Genomic DNA, 23,137 nt, shown 5'->3' with positions numbered 1-23,137 from the left:
ACTGAAAAAGGAGACCGCTCCGCGCAGTCTCCTTTTTTGAATATGTTTTAGGTTGAATACATAAGAAAGAATTTATCTTGTCACGATATCTACCGGTACGTTAAAGATTTTTGCAACCTTCAGGATCGTATCGATGTGTCTTCCTGTAGCAGCTGCCATATGATGTGTCGGGCCAGCCTCGCTCCAGCGGTTAACGAACTCTCTTGCTCCGCATGTGAAGCGTGTTCTCATGTTTGTATCACCGAAGGAAAGGATCGGTCCCTCCTCGTTTACGCCCTCAGCTACAACGAATTTGAAGTTTCCGTCTTTATCCTGAGTGATTGCAAGGTAGGTTACAGGGCCTGTGTATGGATAGAACTGTGTCAGGTATCCGCCGCCTGTTTTGCCGTGGAATACCGGCACGATTTTCATGGTTGGTTTCTTGTCGGAGATGTCAGCGTCACCGCTTCCGGAATGTCCGATGATGCAGATGTCATCATTGAAGTCGATGGAGTACATCTCAGAAAGCTGGCCTGTACCGGAAATTGTCTTTAAGATACTCATTGCCATGGCAACCTTCATGTCACCCTCTACCGCACATGCAGTACCCTGTTTGATCAGCATGGAGAAAGCCGGGATCAGCATACTGTCAAGGACTCCTGCTTTACCCTGTGCAAATCCGTCGTAATGGGAAGCGATCATTCCAAGATGCTCGTCTTTTACCCACTCCTCAAAAGCAACTACATATTTTGCCATATCCCATACTTTCTCAATGGTGCCGCCGCCCTCAATATCGAATGTATCAAGGATATCCTGTGCTTTTGCCCGGATTGCCTCCTCATCTGTAATATCATCAGCGATCGCCCACATCTTCTCCCAGTCGAACTGTTTTGTGTAGAGGAACATTCTGTTATAGAGGTTTGTCTCATCAATATACAGATCCATCATACCCGGATATGGTCTTCCGATCTGCGCAATGTTAGTCTCACGGAATCTTCTTCTTACCTGAGCAGCCTTGCACCAGTCTTCGATCTCAGCCTGAACTGCAGGATCTCCGCCTTCTACAACGCCTGTGATAACCGCATGTCTCTTGCCTGCTCTCTCAAGGTCAGCAACTGCCTCGCCTACAGCACCGCATGCATAGCCTTCACCCAGCCAGGAGGCAATGTCAGTGTGCTCATAATCCAGCGCTTTGATCTTCTGAACGTTTACAAGAACAACCGGAACATCCAGATCACGGATCGCCGGAAGCATGTTGTAGGATGTTGCGTATGTCAGCATCTGAAGAAATACAAGGTCAACATCTGCTGCACGGAACTTATCTCCTGCCACCATTGCCTGCTCTTTTGTTGTCACCATTCCGCCGTCAACGATCTCTACTGTATCCGGGATCGTTTTCTTGAATGCGTCGTACTGTGCCTCAAATTCCGACACCAGTGACGGGAACTGCGGAAGATATGCGCCTAAAGCAATTGAAAATACACCAACTTTTGCCTTTGTGTTAACTAACATAATAAGACCTCCAATTATTTATGCTTTGTATACTTTAATACCGAAGGACTCATGGATGGTTGTACGAGCCTCCTCGATCGTTTTAAACTCCTCGGCCTTCAGCATCTGTGCTGTGATATTACCGATTGCAGTAGCCTCACCAGGGCCTGCATGGATTTCTTTCTTTGTAGCTTTTGCAGTCAGCTCATTTAAGTATCCTGCATTGGAACCACCGCCTACGATATGGATACGGCTGTAGGTTCTTCCTGTCATCTCCTCGATTTCTTTTGCGATCTTAGCGTAGCAATCTGCAAGGCTTGTATAGATAACGGTTGCAATCTCGCCAAGAGTTTCCGGAACCTGCTGTCCTGTTCTGCGGCAGTAGTCCTGAACCTCTTTTGTCATGTTCTCAGGAGAAAGGAAGCACTCATCGTTTGCGTTTACTCTTGACGGGAAGTCTTTTGCCTCCTCAGCCATCTCGCAGATCTGTGCAAAGCTGTACGCATCATCAAACTCATGACGTACAGACTGGATCATCCAGAGACCCATGATGTTCTTCAGATAACGGAAACGTCCTGCATATCCACCCTCGTTTGTGAAGTTCATCTCACAGCTCTTCTCAGAGCAGTCTGCTTCTTTTCTCTCGATTCCCATCAGAGACCATGTTCCGGAACTGATATAAATGAAATCGTCATCATTTGCAGGCACAGCCAGAACTGCAGACCCTGTATCATGTGTAGCCGGTGCTACAACCTCAAGATCAAAGCCAACTGCTTCCTTCACTGCGTCTGTTAAATGTCCGATGCTTGTGCTAGGCATGATCAGCTTCTGGAATATCTTTCTTGGATATCCCAGCATATCGATCAGCTCATAATCCCAGTCCTTGGTTGTCGGGCATACAAGCTGTCCTGTGGTTGCCTCTGTGTACTCGCAAGTTTTTTCGCCTGTAAGAAGAAAATGGAAGTAGTCCGGTACATGAAGAAGTGTCTCAGCCTGCTCCAGATACTCAGGATGTTTCTTCTTCACTGCCATCAGCTGATATACTGTATTGTAGATCGCTTTCTGGATACCGGTTCTTGCATACAGATCCTTCAGGGAAATTGTCTTATAAACTTCCTCGTCCATTCCCTCTGTACGATGATCACGGTAGCCTACCGTGTTGCCAAGAACCTTGTCATCCTTGTCTAGAAGCACAAAGTCAACACCCCAGGTATCAACACCCATGCTTACCGGGATCTTGCCGATCTCTTTACATTTCTTAAGACCATTTACGATCTCGTTGAAAAGGCGGTCAAACTCCCAGCAGAGCTCTCCATCCTTCTTAACCATGCCGTTCTCAAAACGATAGATTTCTTCCAGGATCATTTTTCCGTTTTCCATATGTCCCAGAATGTGACGTCCACTGGATGCTCCGATATCTACTGCTAAATAATATGTTGCCATTTTTAAATCCTCCTCAATATGTAAGCTTCTGATCACTTTCATATCTGATGTTGTATTTATCATACATCAGGATCCTTCCGGTGATAAGAACCTCTTTTGTCAAAAAAAGTGTCTTTATTTGCCAATAATACAGCGATTATTTATGAACTACTACATTATTTGTTTAAAAAATCCGCTGACTGAATCAGCCAGCGGATCTCTTATTTCATACGTCCGTGAACGCAATCCGCGTTCATTATAACTTCACGATCTTATCAATTATATGATTAGTCATAAAGGTTAGGTGCGATATTCTCGTCTTCCATATTTGTTGCATCATACCAGTAACCCTCTGTAGGAACATCCTCAAGCTTCTGGCCGTTTGCTGCTGCTGTCAGAGCGTAGATTGCATAGTATCCCATCATAAGAGGAGACTGTGTAACAGCACCAACGAGTGTGCCATCTTTAACAGCTGCTTTGATGATAGAACCAGCATCGAAACCAACACCAACTACATCACCGTTTGCCGGGTCAGAACCAAGAACGTTAAGGTTAGCATTTGCTGCAAGAACACCCTCTGCGGAAACCTGGTTGGAACCGAAGATTGCAATACAGTTCTCCTGGGAAAGGATTGCCTGTGCCTCTGTGGAGCAGAGCTCTACAGTTGTCTGTGCCGGAACAGCTACCTGGATAACAACGTCAGCGTCTTTAGCGTCTGCGTCAGCACCCTCTGCTGCGTTTACATAGAACTCGTTGCCGCTTACTGCAACTGTCTTTCCATCAGCCTGAAGAAGCTCGATCATCTTGTTGATGAATCCTGTACCACGCTGCTGGATATTCTGAGCTGTTGCATCCTGGTTAACCTCACCGATTACAACCTGTCCGTCAGCATCTTTAACAACGTCTTTAATGCTGTTGTACATATTCTCAGCTGCTACTGCACCAGCCTGTGCGTTGTCTGTACAAACCTCGCATACTACAGATCCCTCTGGAGCATCAGCGATACCTGTATCGAATGTTACAACCGGGATTCCTTTTTCTGCACATGTCTTAAGTGCATCTGTAACGGAAGATGTATCACAAGCTGCAAGTCCTAATCCAACAGGATTGGAAGCGATAGCTGTGTTGATCATGTTAACCTGGTCAGCGATATCGGACTCACTGTTCGGTCCCTGTGGTTTATAATCAACGCCCAGCTCCTTAGATGCTTTCTTCATACCTTCCTGAGCTGCATCCCAGTATGTGGACTGGAAAGATTTAACCATCATCGGGAACACATAAGCTTCGTTTGCTTTCAGTCCGTCGAACTGTGCAGTAGGATCCTCAGCTGCTGTGGAATCTGCAGATTTCTCTGTTGCTGCATCTTCTTTCTCCTCAGCTGCAAAAGCTGCAGTTGCACTCATGCTTGTTACCATTGCTGCACAGAGCATTAATGCCATAACCTTTTTTGCTTTCATATAATATTTCCTCCTTAAATATATTATATAGTTTTTTTATGTTCATACGCCATTGCTACCCCTTGGCGTTTCACATCTTTGATAATGGGTACTGTCACATTTCTCTGTGAACAGCACCCTTTTTCACATTATATCTCACTGCTTATCAGTGAGCTGCTTTTTTCTCTTTCAGGATATCGATCAGAACGGCTACGATCAGAACGATACCGGTGATGATCTGCTGCCAGTTTGCCTGCAGGCCGATATATGGAAGACCTGTTTTCAGAAGCATGATGACGAAGATACCAACGAATGTACCGATCACGGAACCATATCCACCGGTAGCTGCTACACCACCAACGAATACACCACCGATAGCATCCATCTCAAGTCCGGCACCAGTACCAGGCTGTACAGTAGGTGTTACTGCTGCGTATGCGATCGCTGCAAGACCTGTAAACAGACCGCAGACAACGTATACCATTACGTGATAGAACTTTGTATTGATTCCGGAAAGGGCTGCTGCCTCTTTGTTGGAACCGATTGCAATTGTATAACGACCGAATTTGGTGTGGTTCAGGATGTACTCCATAAGAAGAACCAGAATGATCATCCACAGGAAACCGAGCGGATAACGTGAAGCACTTCTTCCTGTACCAACGGTTACCTTGAAGATGCTGTGGAACCATCCACCCGGCTGTGTAAGTCCCGGCCAAGGTGTTGCACTGCAAAGAGATCCGGCACCACGGGTAATCATACATGTACAAAGCGTTGCAAGGAATGGCGGCAGGTTCATAACACCAATAAGTACACCGTTTAATGCACCAACTGCGATACCAAGTACGATACAGATGATCATAGCAAGTGCTACCGGGCAGTTGTTGTTTCTGATCAGTGTTCCTGCGATCAGTGCGTAAGCTACCATACCAGTTCCGATTGACAGGTCAACACCACCAGTGATAAGCGGGAATGTAACTCCGATCGCCATAAGAAGATCGTAATATGAGAAATCCAGCATACTCAGGATCGTGGTGTACTGTCTGAATTCTTTACTCAAGCCTGAGAATATTGCACACAGGACAATGATAACGAGCAAAACAATAAATCTCTGATCACTTAAAATACTTTTTTTCTTCTTAGTCATGACTTTCCTCCTTAATCGATATTCCGTGTGGCCTTGTCCATGATGTTTTCCTGGGTTGCCTCGGAGATATCAATACATCCGGTAACTTTACCCTCACACATGATGATGATACGGTCACTCATTCGGAGAACTTCCGTCATCTCAGAAGAAATCATGATAATGGATTTTCCTTCTGCTGCCAGTCTGTTCATTAATTTGTAGATTTCGTTCTTAGCACCAACATCGATACCTCTGGTAGGCTCATCGAAAATAAGGATGTCACTGTCTCGTGTCAGCCATTTTGCGATAACTACCTTCTGCTGGTTACCACCGGAAAGGTTAACTACCAGCTGGTCTGTAGTAGGTGTCTTAGTTGCAAGTTCGTTTACATATTTCTCAGCAACTTTTTTCTCTTTTGCTTTGTTGATAAAGATACCATTGGTAAACTCTTCCATTGTTGCCAGTGTTGTATTCTCTGTTACAGATTTCTGTACAACACAGCCGTATCTTCTTCTGTCCTCTGACAGATAACCGATACCGTATTTAACAGCATCCTGCGGGCTGTTGATGGTAACTTCGTGAAGCTGTCCATCTTTACCCATAACAGAGATCTTACCACTCTGTTTCGGGTCTGCTCCGAACAGTGCTCTGGCTGTCTCGGTACGTCCTGCACCCATCAGTCCTGAGAAACCAAGGATCTCACCTTTCTTCAGTTCAAAGCTTACATCTTGAACCATCTTTCCTGCGTTCAGATGTTCAACCTTAAGAACTACCGGTGCATCTGCCGGAACTGCACTCTCCTGCTTCGGATCCTCATAAATAACACGACCAACCATCATGTTGATGATATCTTCTTTTGTACTGTCTTTTGTGATGAGAGTTCCTACGTAACCACCATCTCGCATGACTGTTACACGGTCTGTGATGGTTTTGATCTCATCCATACGGTGTGAGATATACACGATACCAAGATTTTTCTTACGAAGGTCACGGATGATCTCGAACAGATCCGCGATCTCTTTCTCGGTAAGTGCTGCGGAAGGCTCATCGAAGATGATGACCTCAGCTTTATGAGAGATTGCTTTTGCGATCTCACACATCTGCTGTTTTCCGACTGTCAGGTTTTTCATCTTTTCCTTCGGATTGATCTCAATGTTCAGATCCTGGAAAAGCTTCTTTGAATCCTCGATCATCTTTTTGTCATCAATGCGGAAACCTTTTTTCGGTTCACGTCCGATGAAGATGTTCTGAGCAACGGTAAGATCACCTACCATGTTCAGCTCCTGATGTACGATTACAACGCCGGCATCCTGTGCCTCACGTGTATTGTGGAATTCTGTTTCCTGTCCTTTGTAAACGATGGAACCTGAATCCTTCTGATAAATACCGGTAAGAACCTTCATCAGTGTTGATTTACCGGCACCGTTTTCTCCCATAAGTGCATGTACTTCGCCGCGTTTTACTTCGAAATTAACGTGATCCAGAGCATGAACTCCAGGAAAGGACTTATCAATGTCCTTCATAGTTAAAATAACTTCACCCATTGTCGCATCCTCCCTCTAAGATCAGTTCTTTCTGCGTCTTGCAGAAACGTCGATATAAACTGCAACGATAACGATGATACCTGTGATGATCATCTGCTGTCCTTTACCAAGACCAAATGCCATGATGCCCTGCTGAAGAAGAGAGATGATGAATACGCCGATTACAGTACCGCCGATGGAAGCAAGTCCACCAACCATGGATGTACCACCCATAACGCAGCCTGCAATAGCCTCGTTGTTGTACTGATCGCCATAGCCAGGCTGAACAGTTGTGTATGTAGCTACAAAGAAGAGTGCTCCAATACCTACCAGGAATCCGCAGATCACATAAGCAAGCATTTCCCATTTCTTTGTGTTAACACCGGAAAGGCGGACAGCCTCTTTGTTGGAACCAAGGCAGAGGATGTAACGTCCCGGTTTTGTGTTGTAAAGAACGATACCGCAGATAACTGCCATTCCCAGGAAGATAATGATTCCTACAGGGAAGCCGTTTACGGAAACGATATTACGGAACCAGCCGTTTGCATCGCCAGCTGCCGGCCAGCTTACGGACTGTGTTTTTGTGAATACAGAAGCAATACCTTTTGCAATGTTCATGGATGCCATGGAAATAATGAATGGTGGCACTGACATGTAAGAAACCATCCAGCCATTAAAAATACCAAAGCAGAGACCGATCAGAATGCAAAGGATCATGGCAACTGCACATGGAACCTTGTAAGATGTCATGCAGTAACCGGATACCAGTGCACAGCAGAACATTACAGGTCCGATGGAGAAATCAATTCCTCCTGTAGCGATTACGAATGTAACGCCAAGTGACAAGAAGCCCAGGAAGTACACATAGTTCAAAGTAGACTTGATGCTATCAACAGCCGGAAACTTGTTTCCAAGAACTACTTTAAAAACCAGGAACATAAGAATCAGAACACAGACAAGAAGTATTCTGTTCAATCCGAGCTTCTTAACGATTGGATTTTGTTTTAAGTTTTCCAATTTTTACCCTCCTCACGTTTTGCACGTATCTTGTGTTTTCTTGGTTATTATAATACCGTCAAAAATCAATAATTGTAATAGAATATCTTTCAAAAAAAGGTTAAATATTTACTGTATGGTAAATATTTAACCCTTTTCTTTGTGCATTTATGACTATTTACGATGTAAGATCACCATATGTTTTTAACGTATTAAACGGAAAAAGCAGTTTTTCGATCTCACTGGTATACATATTGTCAGGAGTCACAAGCTGGCACCCGGAATTAATATTCTTCTTATAGTCTTCTCCACGCAGCATCTTAACAGTTTCCCGAACACCCACATACCCCATTTTAAATGCCTTCTGTACAACGATTCCCTGGAAGATTCCGTGTTCCATCAGCTGGACGGCCTCCTGTGAGCTGTCTACTCCCACCACCCTGATCCGATTCTCTGCTTTTGCTGCCTTTACTGCTCTTGCAGCACCTACAGAGGAATATTCATTCATTCCCGCGATCATCTTGAGATCCGGATATTTTTTCATCAGCTCTTTTGTAAGCTCATAGGACTTGTCATACTGAGAATCACAGTATACCACATCTACGATATTATCCTTCAGACTGCCAAGTCCTGTCCGGAAACCTTTTTCTCTTTCAACTGCCGTAGATACACCCTTTACATGTGAAACGATCGCAATCTGATCATCCGTTCCCACAAGATCCTTCGCAAACCTGCCAAGGATCTGCCCCGCTTCCAGATTATCGGTCGCAACGGTAAGATCCTGGACCTCTTCCTGTGTGTAGGAATCAATAAATGCGATATGTATTCCCTGTTCCTTTGCCTTCTTCAAAAGCTGGTCGGATTCAGTGAAGCTGGACGGCGAGATCAGGATCGCGTCCGGTTTTTCTTCTATTGCCCTTTCGATCAGCTTGTTCTGCCCAGCCACATCATTCTCTTCCTCAGGTGCCCATACGCGGATATCTGCATTATATTCCTTTGCAGCCATCTCCGCCCCCTGGATCAGTGATGTCCAGAAATCATTGGTACCGTCCACAACCTTCGGAATATAGATCAGCGATAGTTTTCTCTCTTCTTCTACCTGTTTATAATAGACTATTCCGGCTACAAGCCCCGCCACAAGGCAGATGACCACTCCTAAAGTCAGGAGTTTTCTATGTTTTTTCATATTGATTCCTCCTGTATTCCCGGAATGGTGATCGTGGCAGTGGTTCCGACACCTTTTTCACTTTCATAGGTGATCCCGTAATTTTCTCCATAATAAAGCTTCAGACGTTTCTGTACATTGTAAACACCCACACCATTGGAATGATAATTCACCTTATGCTTATCATAAATATGTGACAATGTTTCCTCATCCATACCTACACCGTTGTCGATCACCTGAAGAACTGCATTTCCGTCCTTCATAAAGCCTTTTACCTGCAAAAGTCCCTTACTCTCTTTATATTTCAGTCCATGATAGATGGCATTTTCAATAATCGGCTGGAGAACCAGCTTGATCAGAGGGATATTTAATATAGAAGGTTCTACATCGATCTCGAATTCCAGCTTGTCCTTGTAACGCATCTTCTGGATCGTAAGATAACCCTTGGCATACTCCACTTCCCTTGCAAGAGGAACCACTTCATCTTCATTACTGATGCTCTGACGAAGAAGACGCGCCAGGGATGCTGTCATCAGAACAACCTCTTCGTACTTTCTACCCTCTGCCATCCAGATGATCGAATCCAGGGTATTGTAAAGAAAATGAGGATTGATCTGGGACTGAAGGGCCTTAAGCTCACTTTTTCTCTTTGCTTCCTGTTCCTTCACGTTCTGCTCCATAAGATCCTGTATCCTATGTGTCATCACATTGAAAGATTTCGTCAGGCTTCCGATCTCATTCTCTGAATCGATCTCCACATCTGCTCCGTCAAAATGCCCTTCCTGTACTCTGGACATGGAATCTCTGAGACGCTGAAGAGGATATGTAAGACTCTTTGCCAGAAATCTGGAAAAAAGCAGTGCCACGATCATCAGAAGTGCGGAAATAAGCACATAAATACTCTGTGCCTGATTGCTTTTGCGCAGAAGCTCGCTGACGCTCATACAGCCCACAACGGTCCATCCGGTTTTATTTGATCTGGAAATGGAATACAGCTTTCCTCTGTTTCCCTTTTCGGTACGCACCGTATCTTCTTTTGATTTCACGATCAGGTCGATATTCTCAGTCTGCAATTCATTGTAAAGCTGCTGCTGTTGGGGATGGTATACAATATTTCCGCTTTCATCCAGAATGAATGCGTATCCCTTTTTCCCGATCGTATTCTGATCACAAAGTTCACTGATGGCACTGTAATTCAGATCAATAAAAAAGACTCCCTCTTTCTCACCGCTGTTGGAAAAATTACGGATTCCCCTGCTTAAAGTGATCACCCACGGACGCTCTCCGCTGATGATGTGCTGTACATGAGAAGATGTAAGAAGCGGGCCTTCCGGCTTCTGTAAAGCTTCCAGATACCACTCCTGGGTGGAAAGCTTCAGATCCGGATTCACAGACTGTTTGCCGTCGTTGATCAGCTTCCGTCCATTACTTCCAATGATCCCAAGATTTCGGATATCACTTCGTCCATCCAGAATAGTCTTGAACTGATTGATCAGACGCTCTCTTGTTCCATTGTCCACATTTTCGCCAAAAAGATATTGCTGTACATCCTCGTTACTGGAGATCATATAGGCTATATTTTCCATGTAATCAATATAGGAATCAATATTCTGATTCATCTGCTGCACGATATTCTGGGTGTAGACAGCAGAATTTTCAAAAATAGAATTGCGGGTATATCTCATGGAAACACCTGTTATGACCAGCACCGCACTTAAAAGCAGCACCGTCACTACCGCAAAGATCGCACTCTGGATACTCTTAAATTTTCCTATGATCTTTGCCGCAAACCGGATATCTCTCATTTACGTTTCTCCCTTGCATATTCTGTTGGTGTGCAGCCGGTCATTTTTTTGAAGGAGATCCCAAAATAATGGGGATCTGCAAATCCGACTTTCTCGGCAATTTCATAATTCTTCATAGTTGTATTCTCCAGAAGTTCCTTCGCCTTCTCCATACGGGTACGGATCAGAACCTCTGTAAAAGTCTCTCCCGTAAGATCCTTAAAGATCGTACTGAAATAGCTTGTACTGATATTCAGATAGGAACAGATACTGTTCAGGCTTAAATCCGGATCCATATAATTCTTCTGGATATAATCCAGGGCAAGTCTGGCCTGACGCTGTCCGCTGGAGCTGTTTGCATCGGAAAGTGTCTGGAAAATCTCTCCGATATGATTCCTGACCAGTTCAACAGCACTGTCAAAAGAATTCTGCTCCGTAACCTGCTGCAGAAGTGCTTCTCTTTTGGAAAAAAGCCTGTTGTCCGGAACCATATCCTCACAGGTCTCATCTGCTGCACGGATGATCTGCTGAAGATACACGCAGGCACGACTCTTATCCACCCGCGCTTCCTTGATCTCAGAAGAGATCTGTTCCAGAATATGCTCTGCGTTTTCCTTTTTACCCGCTTTCAGAGCAGCTGGCAGCTTCTCTACATAAGCTTTAATGGAAAGATTTTTTTCCTCCAGCTGTTCTTCCATATCAATAAGAAGGCTTCCTCCAAGAAGATAACGATATTCAATAGCTTTCTCTGCAAGTTCATGGGATGCACGAAGCTCCTGCTGAGTTCTGGCCCAGCTTCCCACACCGATAGAAATATCCAGCGACATCAGTTCCTTCAGCTTATCCTGGATCGTCCTGCAGATCTCCATGATCTTCTGTTCAAACTCTCTGGTACGGTTTCCCATGAAAAGAGCACCGACCTTGTTATTTCCAGCCTGATATGCCACTCCTGCTTTTTCTTTGCTGATGATCTCATCACTGATATTAAAAAGGACAAAAGACATCAGTGCACTCTCCTGGCGTTTCTCCACAGTAAGCTGACTGCCGTCCGAATACAGATCCAGATCAAAAACAGCCACACGATAGCATGCTGCCTCAAGATCGATTCCCAGTGCTGCAAGCTCTTCCAGACTTTCCTGCCGTGTCTTGATATTATCCACAAAGCCCTGCAGCGCTCTGGAACGGATCACAATGGCGTTTTTCTGATAATTCTCGGAAGTCTGTGTCAGACGTTCCAGCTTCTCTTTTTCTTTTCTTTGCTGGTCCACCTTCTCCTTCATTTTTCCGATAACATTTCTGAGTTCCATGGCTGTCACCGGCTTCAGCATATATTCACTGACACCATACTGGATCGCCTTCTTGGCATACTCGAATTCTCCGAATCCGCTGAAGATCACGATCACGATGTCCGGATAATTATCATGGAGAAAACGGCTCAGTTCCATACCATCCATATATGGCATAAGGATATCTGTAAGCACGATATCCACCGGATGGTTCTGTACAAATTCCGCTGCTGCTTTCCCGTTATCACAGTCTCCTACCAGCTCACAGTCCATTGCTTTCCAGTCAATATTCTCCCGGATCGCATCTCGAACAAGTATCTCATCATCTACCAGTAAAATACGATACATAATTTCTGTTGTCCCCCTCTGATCAGTTCCTTTTATTTTTATTGCACATCCCCCTGACAGATCCTTCCCCCCGTCTCTGTCATTTTCATTGGTAAGATTACTGTCCTTTCTGTGAACAATAACTGTTAATTCTTTTTATATGTTAACATGTTTGGTTAAAATTTACAACGGAGTTTCTTAGTCCAAATTAAATATAAAGAAATCCCGCATCCAACATATGGGATACGGGATTTTCCTGCATATTTTTATTATTTTACGATAACGCCATCCTCATCCCAGAGGTCATGCCAGTCATTTGCATCATGCCACAGGAATACCTGGCCTTTTACAAGACGGTTGCCTTTTTCCAGAGTTGCGATGGTTGCCATTTCCTCATCTGTAAGTGGATCCTCTGTGACACATTTCAGGTTGCTTGCATAGTTGTGGACAGAGAACGGAATGGAGATCTCGCCTCTCTGATGTGCCCACTTCAGAGCGATCAGAGCCGGGTGAACCCCATGTGCTTTTGCAATTGCCTGCATTTCCGGTACTTCCAGATCTGCAACATCCTCCGGACAGATATCTCTCTCCGGTCTGCGCGGGGAACCGATCGGCATGTAACCTACCGGCTGGATGTTATGTGCTACCAGATAATCATAAAGCTCCTGCTGCTGGAAACATACGTGAAGCTCAAGCTCACAGGTTGCAGGTTTGATCTTCATAAGCGGAAGAACTGCCTCAAGCTTCGGAATGGTCATATTGGAAATACCAATGTAACGGATCTTTCCTTTTTCTACCAACGCCTCACACTGGCGGTATGTATCCATAAACTCCTCCACACTGAAGGGTTTGGAATCCGGATTTCTGGAATCCACATCACATCCCGGTGCATGATAGTTCGGGAATGGCCAGTGGATAAAATACATATCCACATAATCGCACTGAAGATCCTTAATGCTCTTGTCACAGGCTTCCTCTACTCTTCTGTGCATGTCATTCCATACCTTTGTCATGATAAAAAGATCCTTACGCTCTACAACACCTTCGTCAAAAGCGTCCTTAAATACCTGGCCGATCTCATGCTCGTTTCCGTAGCATGCGGCACAGTCAAACATGCGGTAGCCACTGCGGATCGCGCCTGCAACAGCTGCAGATACATCCTCTGCGGATACACGGTCGGAACCGAATGTTCCCATTCCGACACACGGAACCTGCTCGCCGGAAGGAAGTGTCACTTTCGGCACAATTGCCGGATTGATAACTTCTGCCATCTTTACATCTCCTTTTTTATAAAAATTTTCTTATTATAAGCTTATCTTATAAACGCCTGATCTCGATCTTCGGAAGAAGAGCCTCCATATCCTCCATCACAAAGAATCCCGTTTCCTCGCGCATGGCTGCCGCCGCTGAAATTGCACTGGCTCTTTGCAGAGTCTCTTCCAGGGAAAGTCCCTCACTTAATCCAAGGGCAAAGCCTGCGATCATGGAATCTCCGCAGCCTACGGTATTTACCGCATCGATCTTCGGAACCACCGCACGGAAAATCCCTTCCTCTCCGACTACCAGGGAACCATCTGCTCCAAGCGAGACTGCCACGATCTCCACACCACCGGCATGGATGGCTTTCGCTGCTTCAATGATATCGTTGATATCGTCACAATGCTTGCCTGTCAGCATACGGATCTCATCAATGTTAGGCTTGATCAGTGTCGGTGCTGCCTTGATCCCCTCTTCCAGAAGCTTGCCGCTGGTATCCAGGATCACCGGTTTTCCGGCGTCTTTCACAATCTTCACAAGGCGCTGGTAGGCACTTCCGTCAAGTCCCTTCGGCACGCTGCCGGACATCGCCACAACAGAAGCGTCTTTTACAAGCTGGCGGAATTTTTTCTCAAAGCCCTCAAAATCTGCCTCTGTCAGTGTAAATCCCGGCTCCAGGAATTCGGTCTGTACATGATTCACCTCATCCCAGATGTTGATACAGGAGCGGCTCTCCGCCTCTACATGGTAAAAAGCACTCTTAATGCCAAAGGGTTTCAGGGCAGCTTCTATATAATTGCCTGCGTGACCGCCTACAAAGCCGGTGGCAACCACTTCAGCACCGTAAATGGACGCCGGCTTGGAAACATTCAGTCCCTTTCCGCCGGGAACGTAGGTACATTCACGCACACGGTTCACTTCGCCCACTTTAAAATCATCCACTACATAACGCTTGTCAATGGCAGCGTTTAAGGTTACTGTCAGGATCATATCAGTCTTCCTCATTGGAAAGAAGGATCTTTCCTTTTACAAGGCCCGGTGTCTTGAACAGCTGGAAGGCCTCCTGTGCCTGGCTCATCGGTATTTTCTTATAGATGAAGCCCGGGTCAAACTTCAGCTGGCCGGTTGCAAAATAATGCGCCGTCAGCTCCCACTCACGTCCCGGATATGGTGCACTGTAGGACATCCAGGAACCGGTAAGCTTGAACTCCTTACGGTTCATGTTCTCCCACTCCTTCGGTGTAAAGGTAAGGTTTTCATGAGGAGTACCAATGAAGCATACATGTGCCTTGTTTGCTGCAAGCTCAAATGCCATATGCATGGTAGGAACCTGTCCGGCTGTCTCAAATACGAAGCCGTAGCCCTTTCCACCTGTAATGGCCATGGCTTTTTCCATATATCCCTCTTCCTTTGTGTTGATGATCTCATCTGCGCCGAGACGCTTTGCAAGAGCAAGTCTCTCATCGCTGATATCAAAGACCACTACCTTTTTGGAGCCAAAGATCTTTGTCCACTGCATGGTGAACATACCAACTGTACCGCCGCCAAGGATCGCCACATACTCACCGCCGTGGTAATCGTTCTGGAATACACCGTGGATAGCTACGGTTGCAGGCTCAAACATGGCTCCCTGCTCATATGGAACATTGTCTGCGAATGGTACTGCATTCTGCTCAGGAACCACTACATAATCTGCGTTTGCTCCCTGCTCTCTGGAACCGATGAAGCTGTAATGCTTGCAGAGAGAGAAATTACCCTTCTGACAGTCGTCACATTTCATACAGGGAAGAAGCGGTGCACCGGATACACGGTCGCCGACCTTCACCTTGGTAACGCCTTCTCCCACTTCCACCACATCGCCGGAAAATTCATGTCCAAGCACGATGGGATAAAAATGTACGCCGTGATTTAATACACGCGGGATATCAGATCCGCAGATCCCGGAATATCTTACCTTGATCTTCACATGGCCCGGTGTTACCTGAGGTTCTTCCACTTCCTGATACTGAACATCCTCATTTGCTACTACTACTGCTGCTTTCATGATCACTTTTCCTCCTCATTTCTCATCATAGGTTCAAGAGATTTATAGAGATTTAAATAGGTTTTATAGGTTTTCTCATAAACGTCCCGGTTTTCCGGGTTCGGTTCATGTCTTCTTGTTTCCTTTACCGTAAGACGGATGGCCTCATCATAATCCTGATACATTCCAACACCAACACCTGCCAGAATCGCTGCACCAAGTGTTGTTGCCGTATCAGAGGACGGCACTACGATGGGTTTTCCTGTGATATCGGATTTGATCTGTGTCCAGAGAAGAGAATTTGCAGAGCCTCCCATTGCACGGAGAACTTCCACATCTGCTCCCGCTTCCTTTGCCACCTCAAGGTTGTGTTTCAGCGAAAGTGCTACGCCTTCCATACAGGCACGTACCATATGTCCCTTGGTCTTGGCAAAATCCAGTCCGTAGAATACGCCCTTCGCATTAGGATTCCAGATCGGGGAACGCTCACCGGACATATATGGAAGAAATACCACTCCGTCACTGCCTGGTGCGACCCTTTCCGCGATCTCATTGAGCTGGTTCAGAGAAGAGCCTTTTTCCCCTGCTACAGAGCGCTCATAATCTGCAAACTCACGTTCAAACCAGCGCATAACACCACCACCTCCGGTGGTTCCTCCCTGAAGGAGCCACTGTCCCGGAACCACGTGATAGCCAAGGATCAGTCTGGGATCTGCCTTGTACGCATCCATGCAGATGCTCATTCCGCCGGCCTGTCCTCCCTGCTCCTGTGTCTCACCCGGATGGATCACTCCAGCCCCCAGTGTTCCGCATGCTGCATCCAAACCACCGGCAACAACCGGTGTTCCCACAGCAAGGCCGGATTCCTTCGCCGCCTTCTCTGTAACTGTTCCCACAACATGATCACAGGCACAGATCTCAGGAAGAAATTCCATGGGAATCCCAAGCTTTCTGCACATATCCTCATCCCAGGCTGCCTTTCTCATGTCAAAGCAATGCAGGCCATAGCCCTGGGAAACATCCTGGCTCATCACACCCGTCAGCTTATATGCAATGTAGCTGTTAGACTGCAGGATCTTGTGGATCCTTTGGTACACCTCCGGGAGATTTTCTTTATACCAGAGGATCTTTGCAGTTGTGTAGGACGGCTGAAGGGAATTACCGGATACTTCAAAAATCTGCTCTGCCCCGATCTCTTCATTCAATCTGTCACAGATAGACTGTGCTCTGGTATCCATCCAGATCGGAGTGTTTGTCAGTACATTTCCGTCCTTATCTATGGCAATGGCTGACCAGCTCTGGCCGTCAATACCGATGCCTGCGATCTCCTCAGGTGCTATCCCCGCTTTTTGGATGGCCTTCTTTACCGCCTGACAGACAGCACTCCACCATTCTTCCGGATTCTGTTCTGCCCAGCCCTCCTTCGGATAATAAACCGGATAATCGCCGTTGGCCGCAGCCACAACCGTTCCCGATTTTTCAAAAACCGCAACCTTACAGGCACTGGTGCCGATATCAATACCTAATAAATATGGTTTCATTATAGCTTCTCCTTCTCGTCCAGCACACGGACGGATTTTCCCATGATGATCTCTGCGCCAAGCTTCTCCGTGATCGGTTCTGTTTCTTCACTTGCAGCCCCTTCCAGCCGTTTCAGCATGATTCCCGCCACTTCTCCGGCAATCCCCTGTGTAGGCTGTGCCACAATGGTAAGCTTGGGATTGCATGCTCTGGCAAACTGCAGATTGTCAAAACCGATCATAGACAGCTGTTCCGGGATCTTAAGACCCAGCTCATTCATCCCGATCACCGCCCCCATGGTCATCTCATAGTTGGTAACAAACACGGCCGTCATATCCGGATTGTCCGCAACAAGCTTCTCAATTCCCTGCACACCGCCCTGAATGGTATAATCGCCGTGATAGATCAGAGATTCCCGTACCGGTATATTTTCTTTTTCGTATGCATTGCGGTACCCCTGGAGACGTTCCTGAGCGGTGGAAATTTCCTCCGGTCCGCCAATGATCCCGATCTTACGGTGTCCTGCCTGAAAAAAAACTCTCATTGCGTCCTCAGCCGCCTTCTCGTTGTCTACAAGAACACTGTCACAGGAAAGCTCCCGGATCCTGCGGTCAATGAGTACGATGGGCTTTCCGGTTTTCTGGAATTTTTTCAGATGATTGCCTTCCGCATCTACCGGCATGCTGATGATCCCGTCCACACGCTTCCGGCTTAAAAACTCCACTGCATCCCGCTCCAGTCTCTTATCGGTACGGCAGTCACAGACAATAGTCGCATATCCGTGACTCCTTAAGACATCCTCCATTCCTGTGATGATCTCCGCGCAAAAGGTATTGTTAAGCTCCGGGATCACCACGCCGATGGTCTTGGTAGCATTGGTCTTAAGCCCTCTGGCCACCTCATTGACCTCATAATGCAGCTCCTGAATGGCCTCCTCGATCTTTATTCTGTTTTTTTCTCTTACGTTTCCGCCGTTAAAATAAGAAGAAATCGTTGCGAGCCCAAGTCCGGTCCGCCTGGCAATATCTTTCATGGTTGCTGCCATACAGATCACTCCGTTTCTGTTTTTTTACAGAAGATCATTCTGCCTTTCCATCACAGCCGCAAACCTTCATACGCGCCTCAACCAGCTCCTTCACTGCCTGGATCGCTTTCTTTCCGTAGGCTTTCGGGTCGATGGTGTTCTCATTCTCTGCAAAGGTCTCCTTCACTGCCCTGGAATATGCAGCACGAAGCTCTGTTGCAAAGTTAACCTTGCAGATACCACGTTTTACACAGTCGCTGACATCCTCATCACTGAGTCCGGATGCCCCGTGAAGAACAAGGGGGATATCTACAACTTCACGGATCTCGCTTAAGCGTTCCTTGTCAAGAACCGGTGTTCCCACATAGAAACCATGTGCGGTTCCGATGGCAACTGCCAGGGAAGTAACACCTGTACGCTCCACGAATTCCTTCGCCTCCTGCGGGTCGGTGTTAGTGTCTGCCTCAGCCTCAAGATCATCCTCTTTACCACCGACCTTACCGAGCTCAGCCTCACATGGGATATCCAGGGCTGCTGCCACATCCGCAACTCTCCTGGTCTCTCTGATATTATCCTCAAAATCCAGCTTGGAACCATCGATCATCACAGAGGTATAGCCTGCATGCATTGCCTGCATCGCAAGTTCAAAGCTGCTGCCGTGGTCAAGATGAAGGCATACCGGAACGGAAGCCTTGGCTGCCTCTGCTGCTACGATCGCAGCGTAAGTCTCAACCGTACCATATTTAACAGTAGAAGGTGTTGTCTGGATCATAACCGGTGCTTTCAGCTCCTCAGCTGCCTGGATGATCGCCTTCACCATCTCCATATTCTCTGCGTTGAATGCTCCTACTGCATATCCGCCCTTCTGTGCCTTTAACAGCATTTCCTTCGATGTAACCAGTGGCATAATCTTCTCCTCCTTGGAATCATAATCATTGTGTTTGTTTTGTATTATTTTCTCATTTGATCCAGAAACCGAAACGTTTCCGTTTGAGTTCATCATAGCGCTCCATACGTTTTCTGTCAACCATAAAATTTTCATCATTTACAGGAAAATATTCCCTTGAAAAGGAGGCCAAATACCGTTAGATTAATTAATAAGAGTTCTAAAGCCTGTGGCCGGGCAGGTCTGTCTGATACTACCGGCGTCATAACAGTTTCGGAAATCCATGTATCCTGTTCTGATCACCTGAGCCTGATGCTATAATTTCCGAAATGCTGTAAGTACACAATGATCTTAGGAGGATATGAACTATGTTAAAAGGAATTCCAGAAATCTTATCACCAGAATTACTGAAGGTTTTATGTGAGATGGGACACAGTGACCGTCTTGTTATCGCTGACGGAAACTTCCCTGTAGAATCCATGGGAAAAAATGCCATCACCATCCGCTGTGACGGACATGGCGTTCCGGAGATCCTGGATGCCATCCTGAAGCTCTTCCCGCTGGATACTTATGTAGAGCATCCGGTAAACCTGATGGAAGTAATGCCTGGCGATAATGTGGAGACACCGATCTGGGATACATATAAAGAAATCGTTTCCAAGCATGACGAGCGTGGCGAAAAAGCCGTCGGAAACATCGAGCGTTTCGCATTCTATGACGAAGCAAAAACTGCATACTGCATCATCTCCACAAGTGAGAAAGCACTTTATGCCAACATCATGCTTCAGAAAGGCGTTGTGATCAACAACGACTGATCTTTCTTTTGAACTGCCTGATATAATCATATATAATACACATATTCAACCAAAACATAAAACGCCCGGATCTGGAATGTTTCAAGCCAGATCCGGGCGTTTTATATTTTAACACTTTTATCTCTTTGCTGCTTTTGCGGCGTATCCTCCGCAGAGTACTTTTCCACCGGAGGTTTTTATCCCTGCACGCACCGCATAGTAATACGTTGTTCCCTTTTTTGCGGTCTTATCCTCAAAGGAGGAGCTGCTGCCTCCGGAAACTGTACTGATCTTTTTCCATGAACCCTTTCCGGTCTTACGGTAGATCTGATAGCAATCTGCTTTCTTCTGCGCTTTCCAGCAGATCTTCAGCCCCCTGGAGGTCTTCCTGACACTGGATATCTTCTGAAGTTCCGGATAGGACAGGATATAGCTGCTTGCCTGATATCCTCCGAAAACTTTTTTCCCGTCTACATTCTTATATGGCCTCACAGCATAAGCGTAGGAGGTGATTCCCTCAATCTTCGTGTCCTGCCAGGACAATACTTTGTTGTTCACGGTTCCGATCCGAACCCAGCTTTTCCCCTGGAGCTTCCGGTAGATATGATAGCCACTGGCTCCGGAAACCTTCTTCCAGGATACCCTGTTACATGGTCCGCTGACAGCTTCAGCCACTGCACGGGCCTTCCCCAGCTCCGCTTTTGCTGAGAACGGCGAAGATACGGCTCCATAAACAGTCTTCTTTCCGGAACGTACATAAGAAGCCCGGATCCGATACGTATAAGTGCTTCCTGTTTTCACTGCAGTATCCTGCCAGGTCACTACATCTGCTGTCACGGTTGCCATTTTTTTTGAATTTCCGCTTTCATCCCAGCGATAGATAGCATAACGATTGCAGCCGGGAACTGCTTTCCAGGAGATCCGTATCCTGTTAAATGCCTTGGAAACCAGTTTTACACCTGTGGTCTGACGAAGCTTCACCGTAACCTTACAGGTAGCCCGGATTCCCCTGGCATTTTTTCCGTAGCAGGTTATGGTTGCTGTTCCCGGATTTTTTGCAGTAACAACGCCGCTTCCATTTACAGCAGCCACACTGGTATCTGAGCTTTCCCAGACAATGCCGGAAGCATCCATCTCGGATCTGGTAGCCGAAGCATTCAGTGTTTTCTGATCTCCGGAATACAGACTTATCTCAGACGAAGAAAGCTGCATCCTGGCCGCACTGCTCAGAGTCCTAGTATGCGCCTTGATCCTCGGCGTTACCGATGGATTAAATTCAACCGCATCCATCCAGGTATCCTCCGCGTTATATCGCAGAAAGCTCTGACCGGATACGATAGACGGAGAAAAGCTACACCAGCCATAACTGACCTCTGCCTCCACACAGTATTTTATATATGTGCTTCCTGCATTTGTCACCACAATAGAATACAGACTGTTCTGGCTGAGCAGAACCTCCGGGATCTGAAAGGTCATAACCCCAGCCATCGGCTGACTGCAGGAAACCGGTGTGGAATATGCCGGTGTTCCACTGGTAGGATCACTGGCATCCTTCAGATTTGTGTATACCTGCACAGTATAGGAATTATTGGCAGACATGGAGCTAAGAGTCACCTCACCAAGCGATTCCGCTTTTCCGTTTCCTGCACTGGCACGAAAAACCGTGGACAGCTGTTCTCCCGCATACATGCGGATGGAGCCAAGGCCTGACGTTCCGTCATAAAAATAATTGTTGCTATATTTCGGTGTATTGACAGCCGTAGCCGCAACCAGCTCACTGACAGACTTATCCTCATAGGACATATAAAAATATCCGGATTTTCCCCAGCCTGTACCCCAGCTGTTCTTAACGATCCAGGCTCCGTCTCCCTTTACCTTGGAAGATGCCCGGAAATTCTTCGCAGAATAATTGTCATCCCACCCCACCACTGTAACTACATGATTCACGTTCTTGGTGCTGGTAGGATAAGAATAGGCCGCTGTACTTGCATTGTAATAGGCATTCTGTGCATTATACATCACAGTGACCGAATTATTTGCAACCAGAAGCTTCTTCATGGCATTTACGGAATAATCGGAAAAATAGGCATTTTTCAGATAAGCAGTTGCATTGTACGCCTTGGATGCCGCCGGAGTCACACCGGTTTTCTGTGTATGCGTGGAATCTGTTGCCAGCGGCACATCCCCTTCTGTTGTCATTCCAGACCAGGTACTCAGAAACATGGAAGCCAGAAGATCATTTCCGCCCTCATGATAATCTGCGTTTCCTTTATCATCTGTCCCCATATGCTTATTGACATCCCCGTAGGTATTTCCAAGCGGGTCATTCTTTCTGTTTGCAAAAAAATACGCCAGATGCTCTTCCGACAGATCATAAGCCCCAAGGCCCTGGGTCAGAAACGAGGTTTCCAGAAGAGAGGCCATTCCAAATGCCCAGCACATACCGTAGGGCTCCTGATTCTTTACGGAAGTAACATATCCCTGATCCGCTGCATTATAATAGGACGGATAGGCCGCAGCTCTTCCCATCGGTACCTCATCCACATCATTTCCGATCTCCACGGCGGTGGAATAAGAGGTCAGATTATCAAAGGGTGCCAGCTGTTCCTGCTCCTCTTCCTCCGTAAGCGGACGGCCCTTGATATATTCGATGCCGGACTCATCACTGTCTGAGGCATCCCCAAAGCTCTCCTCACCGTCGCCAAAGGTATCCTCCTGGGAATCAGAAGACAATCCTTCTGATGTTTCGGGAGTCTCTGTATCCTCCTCGGAACTCTGCAAGGCTATATCCTCGGTATCCCCGTCGGCTGCCTCTGCAATATCCTCTGTCTGTTCATCCGGGATACCGGTGTTCTCTGTGGTATTCCCTGTGATATTCTCTGCGGTGTTCCCTTCTGCGGTCTCCGTCGTATCCTCTGCTTCCGCTGACTGCGTCTGTGTATCTTCTGACCATTCTTCATTGAAGCCTTCCGCAGAATCACTGAAGCCTTCCACATCGGCTGCCATGACCGGAACCTGGCTGCCCGCAACTGCCACACACAGAAGAAGCGGCAATAATTTCTTCCTGACAAGCTGTAATCTCTTCACAAAATTCTCCACT

At 46.5% G+C, this 23,137-nt stretch carries 17 protein-coding genes; 1 reads left to right on the top strand and 16 read right to left on the bottom strand.

The features are described from left to right. Positions 1–72: 72 nt before the first annotated feature. The 15 genes from NE671_RS06385 to NE671_RS06315 all read right to left on the bottom strand — a co-directional run bounded on the left by NE671_RS06385 (position 73) and on the right by NE671_RS06315 (position 19,264). Positions 73–1,491: an arabinose isomerase gene (locus NE671_RS06385; RefSeq protein WP_118608413.1), complete on the bottom strand. Its 1,419-nt coding sequence runs from the start codon at positions 1,489–1,491 to the stop codon at positions 73–75. A gap of 18 nt (positions 1,492–1,509) precedes the next feature. Then, on the bottom strand, positions 1,510–2,913 hold the full coding sequence (rhaB, locus tag NE671_RS06380) for a rhamnulokinase (RefSeq protein ID WP_015527297.1): 1,404 nt from the start codon (positions 2,911–2,913) through the stop codon (positions 1,510–1,512). A gap of 266 nt (positions 2,914–3,179) precedes the next feature. Beyond that, a complete protein-coding gene (locus NE671_RS06375; RefSeq protein ID WP_022427194.1) occupies positions 3,180–4,349 on the bottom strand; it encodes a substrate-binding domain-containing protein in 1,170 nt (389 codons plus the stop codon). Between the two features lie 145 nt (positions 4,350–4,494). Beyond that, entirely contained in the window at positions 4,495–5,472 is a 978-nt protein-coding gene (locus NE671_RS06370; RefSeq protein ID WP_022427195.1) for an ABC transporter permease, read from the bottom strand. A gap of 11 nt (positions 5,473–5,483) precedes the next feature. Continuing rightward, positions 5,484–6,995, bottom strand: a complete 1,512-nt coding sequence (locus NE671_RS06365) for a sugar ABC transporter ATP-binding protein (RefSeq protein ID WP_118608416.1) — start codon at positions 6,993–6,995, stop codon at positions 5,484–5,486. A 21-nt stretch (positions 6,996–7,016) separates the two neighbouring features. Next, complete coding sequence (locus NE671_RS06360) at positions 7,017–7,991, bottom strand: ABC transporter permease (protein WP_195656873.1); 975 nt, start codon at positions 7,989–7,991, stop codon at positions 7,017–7,019. 157 nt (positions 7,992–8,148) lie between these two features. Next, a complete protein-coding gene (locus NE671_RS06355) occupies positions 8,149–9,156 on the bottom strand; it encodes a substrate-binding domain-containing protein (protein WP_256163793.1) in 1,008 nt (335 codons plus the stop codon). After that, positions 9,153–10,940 carry a cache domain-containing sensor histidine kinase gene (locus tag NE671_RS06350; RefSeq protein ID WP_015527303.1) on the bottom strand — a complete coding sequence of 596 codons (1,788 nt, stop codon included), beginning with the start codon at positions 10,938–10,940 and terminating at the stop codon, positions 9,153–9,155. The genes NE671_RS06355 and NE671_RS06350 overlap by 4 nt, the downstream gene beginning before the upstream one ends. Further along, positions 10,937–12,553: a response regulator gene (locus tag NE671_RS06345; protein WP_256163792.1), complete on the bottom strand. Its 1,617-nt coding sequence runs from the start codon at positions 12,551–12,553 to the stop codon at positions 10,937–10,939. Before NE671_RS06345 ends, NE671_RS06350 begins: the two co-directional genes overlap by 4 nt. Positions 12,554–12,801: 248 nt before the next feature. Beyond that, the gene (locus NE671_RS06340; RefSeq protein ID WP_256163791.1) at positions 12,802–13,803 is read right to left on the bottom strand and encodes an aldo/keto reductase; all 1,002 of its coding nucleotides are present in this window, start codon (positions 13,801–13,803) and stop codon (positions 12,802–12,804) included. A gap of 46 nt (positions 13,804–13,849) precedes the next feature. Beyond that, positions 13,850–14,779 (bottom strand): 1-phosphofructokinase, encoded by a 930-nt coding sequence (gene pfkB, locus NE671_RS06335; protein ID WP_256163790.1) that lies wholly within the window; start codon positions 14,777–14,779, stop codon positions 13,850–13,852. Between the two features lies 1 nt (position 14,780). Beyond that, positions 14,781–15,833: a galactitol-1-phosphate 5-dehydrogenase gene (locus NE671_RS06330; RefSeq protein WP_015527307.1), complete on the bottom strand. Its 1,053-nt coding sequence runs from the start codon at positions 15,831–15,833 to the stop codon at positions 14,781–14,783. A 2-nt stretch (positions 15,834–15,835) separates the two neighbouring features. After that, on the bottom strand, positions 15,836–17,353 hold the full coding sequence (gene xylB / locus NE671_RS06325; RefSeq protein ID WP_256163789.1) for a xylulokinase: 1,518 nt from the start codon (positions 17,351–17,353) through the stop codon (positions 15,836–15,838). Further along, a complete protein-coding gene (locus NE671_RS06320; RefSeq protein WP_015527309.1) occupies positions 17,353–18,378 on the bottom strand; it encodes a LacI family DNA-binding transcriptional regulator in 1,026 nt (341 codons plus the stop codon). The genes xylB and NE671_RS06320 overlap by 1 nt, the downstream gene beginning before the upstream one ends. 34 nt (positions 18,379–18,412) lie before the next feature. Then, positions 18,413–19,264, bottom strand: coding sequence for a class II fructose-bisphosphate aldolase (locus NE671_RS06315; protein ID WP_015527310.1), 852 nt, complete (start codon positions 19,262–19,264; stop codon positions 18,413–18,415). 347 nt (positions 19,265–19,611) lie between these two features. Here NE671_RS06315 and NE671_RS06310 point away from each other — a divergent pair, with 347 nt between their 5' ends. Beyond that, a complete protein-coding gene (locus NE671_RS06310; RefSeq protein WP_015527311.1) occupies positions 19,612–20,058 on the top strand; it encodes an RbsD/FucU family protein in 447 nt (148 codons plus the stop codon). A 117-nt stretch (positions 20,059–20,175) separates the two neighbouring features. Here NE671_RS06310 and NE671_RS06305 read toward each other — a convergent pair whose 3' ends face one another. Beyond that, complete coding sequence (locus tag NE671_RS06305) at positions 20,176–23,124, bottom strand: C1 family peptidase (protein ID WP_256163788.1); 2,949 nt, start codon at positions 23,122–23,124, stop codon at positions 20,176–20,178. Positions 23,125–23,137: the final 13 nt, after the last annotated feature.

Origin of the sequence: Blautia sp. DFI.9.10 (genome assembly GCF_024461705.1) — a bacterium.
Taxonomy (GTDB): Bacteria; Bacillota; Clostridia; order Lachnospirales; family Lachnospiraceae; genus Blautia_A; species Blautia_A fusiformis.
This window is presented reverse-complemented; position numbering and strand designations above follow the sequence as displayed.

Coding starts and splice junctions, on each gene's coding strand:
- NE671_RS06315 (WP_015527310.1), bottom strand. CDS start 19,264: ATGCCACTGGTTACATCGAAGGAAATGCTGTTAAAGGCACAGAAGGGC.
- NE671_RS06355 (WP_256163793.1), bottom strand. CDS start 9,156: ATGAAAAAACATAGAAAACTCCTGACTTTAGGAGTGGTCATCTGCCTT.
- NE671_RS06365 (WP_118608416.1), bottom strand. CDS start 6,995: ATGGGTGAAGTTATTTTAACTATGAAGGACATTGATAAGTCCTTTCCT.
- NE671_RS06370 (WP_022427195.1), bottom strand. CDS start 5,472: ATGACTAAGAAGAAAAAAAGTATTTTAAGTGATCAGAGATTTATTGTT.
- NE671_RS06310 (WP_015527311.1), top strand. CDS start 19,612: ATGTTAAAAGGAATTCCAGAAATCTTATCACCAGAATTACTGAAGGTT.
- rhaB (WP_015527297.1), bottom strand. CDS start 2,913: ATGGCAACATATTATTTAGCAGTAGATATCGGAGCATCCAGTGGACGT.
- xylB (WP_256163789.1), bottom strand. CDS start 17,353: ATGAAACCATATTTATTAGGTATTGATATCGGCACCAGTGCCTGTAAG.
- NE671_RS06350 (WP_015527303.1), bottom strand. CDS start 10,940: ATGAGAGATATCCGGTTTGCGGCAAAGATCATAGGAAAATTTAAGAGT.
- NE671_RS06385 (WP_118608413.1), bottom strand. CDS start 1,491: ATGTTAGTTAACACAAAGGCAAAAGTTGGTGTATTTTCAATTGCTTTA.
- NE671_RS06375 (WP_022427194.1), bottom strand. CDS start 4,349: ATGAAAGCAAAAAAGGTTATGGCATTAATGCTCTGTGCAGCAATGGTA.
- NE671_RS06345 (WP_256163792.1), bottom strand. CDS start 12,553: ATGTATCGTATTTTACTGGTAGATGATGAGATACTTGTTCGAGATGCG.
- NE671_RS06340 (WP_256163791.1), bottom strand. CDS start 13,803: ATGGCAGAAGTTATCAATCCGGCAATTGTGCCGAAAGTGACACTTCCT.
- NE671_RS06320 (WP_015527309.1), bottom strand. CDS start 18,378: ATGGCAGCAACCATGAAAGATATTGCCAGGCGGACCGGACTTGGGCTC.
- NE671_RS06330 (WP_015527307.1), bottom strand. CDS start 15,833: ATGAAAGCAGCAGTAGTAGTAGCAAATGAGGATGTTCAGTATCAGGAA.
- pfkB (WP_256163790.1), bottom strand. CDS start 14,779: ATGATCCTGACAGTAACCTTAAACGCTGCCATTGACAAGCGTTATGTA.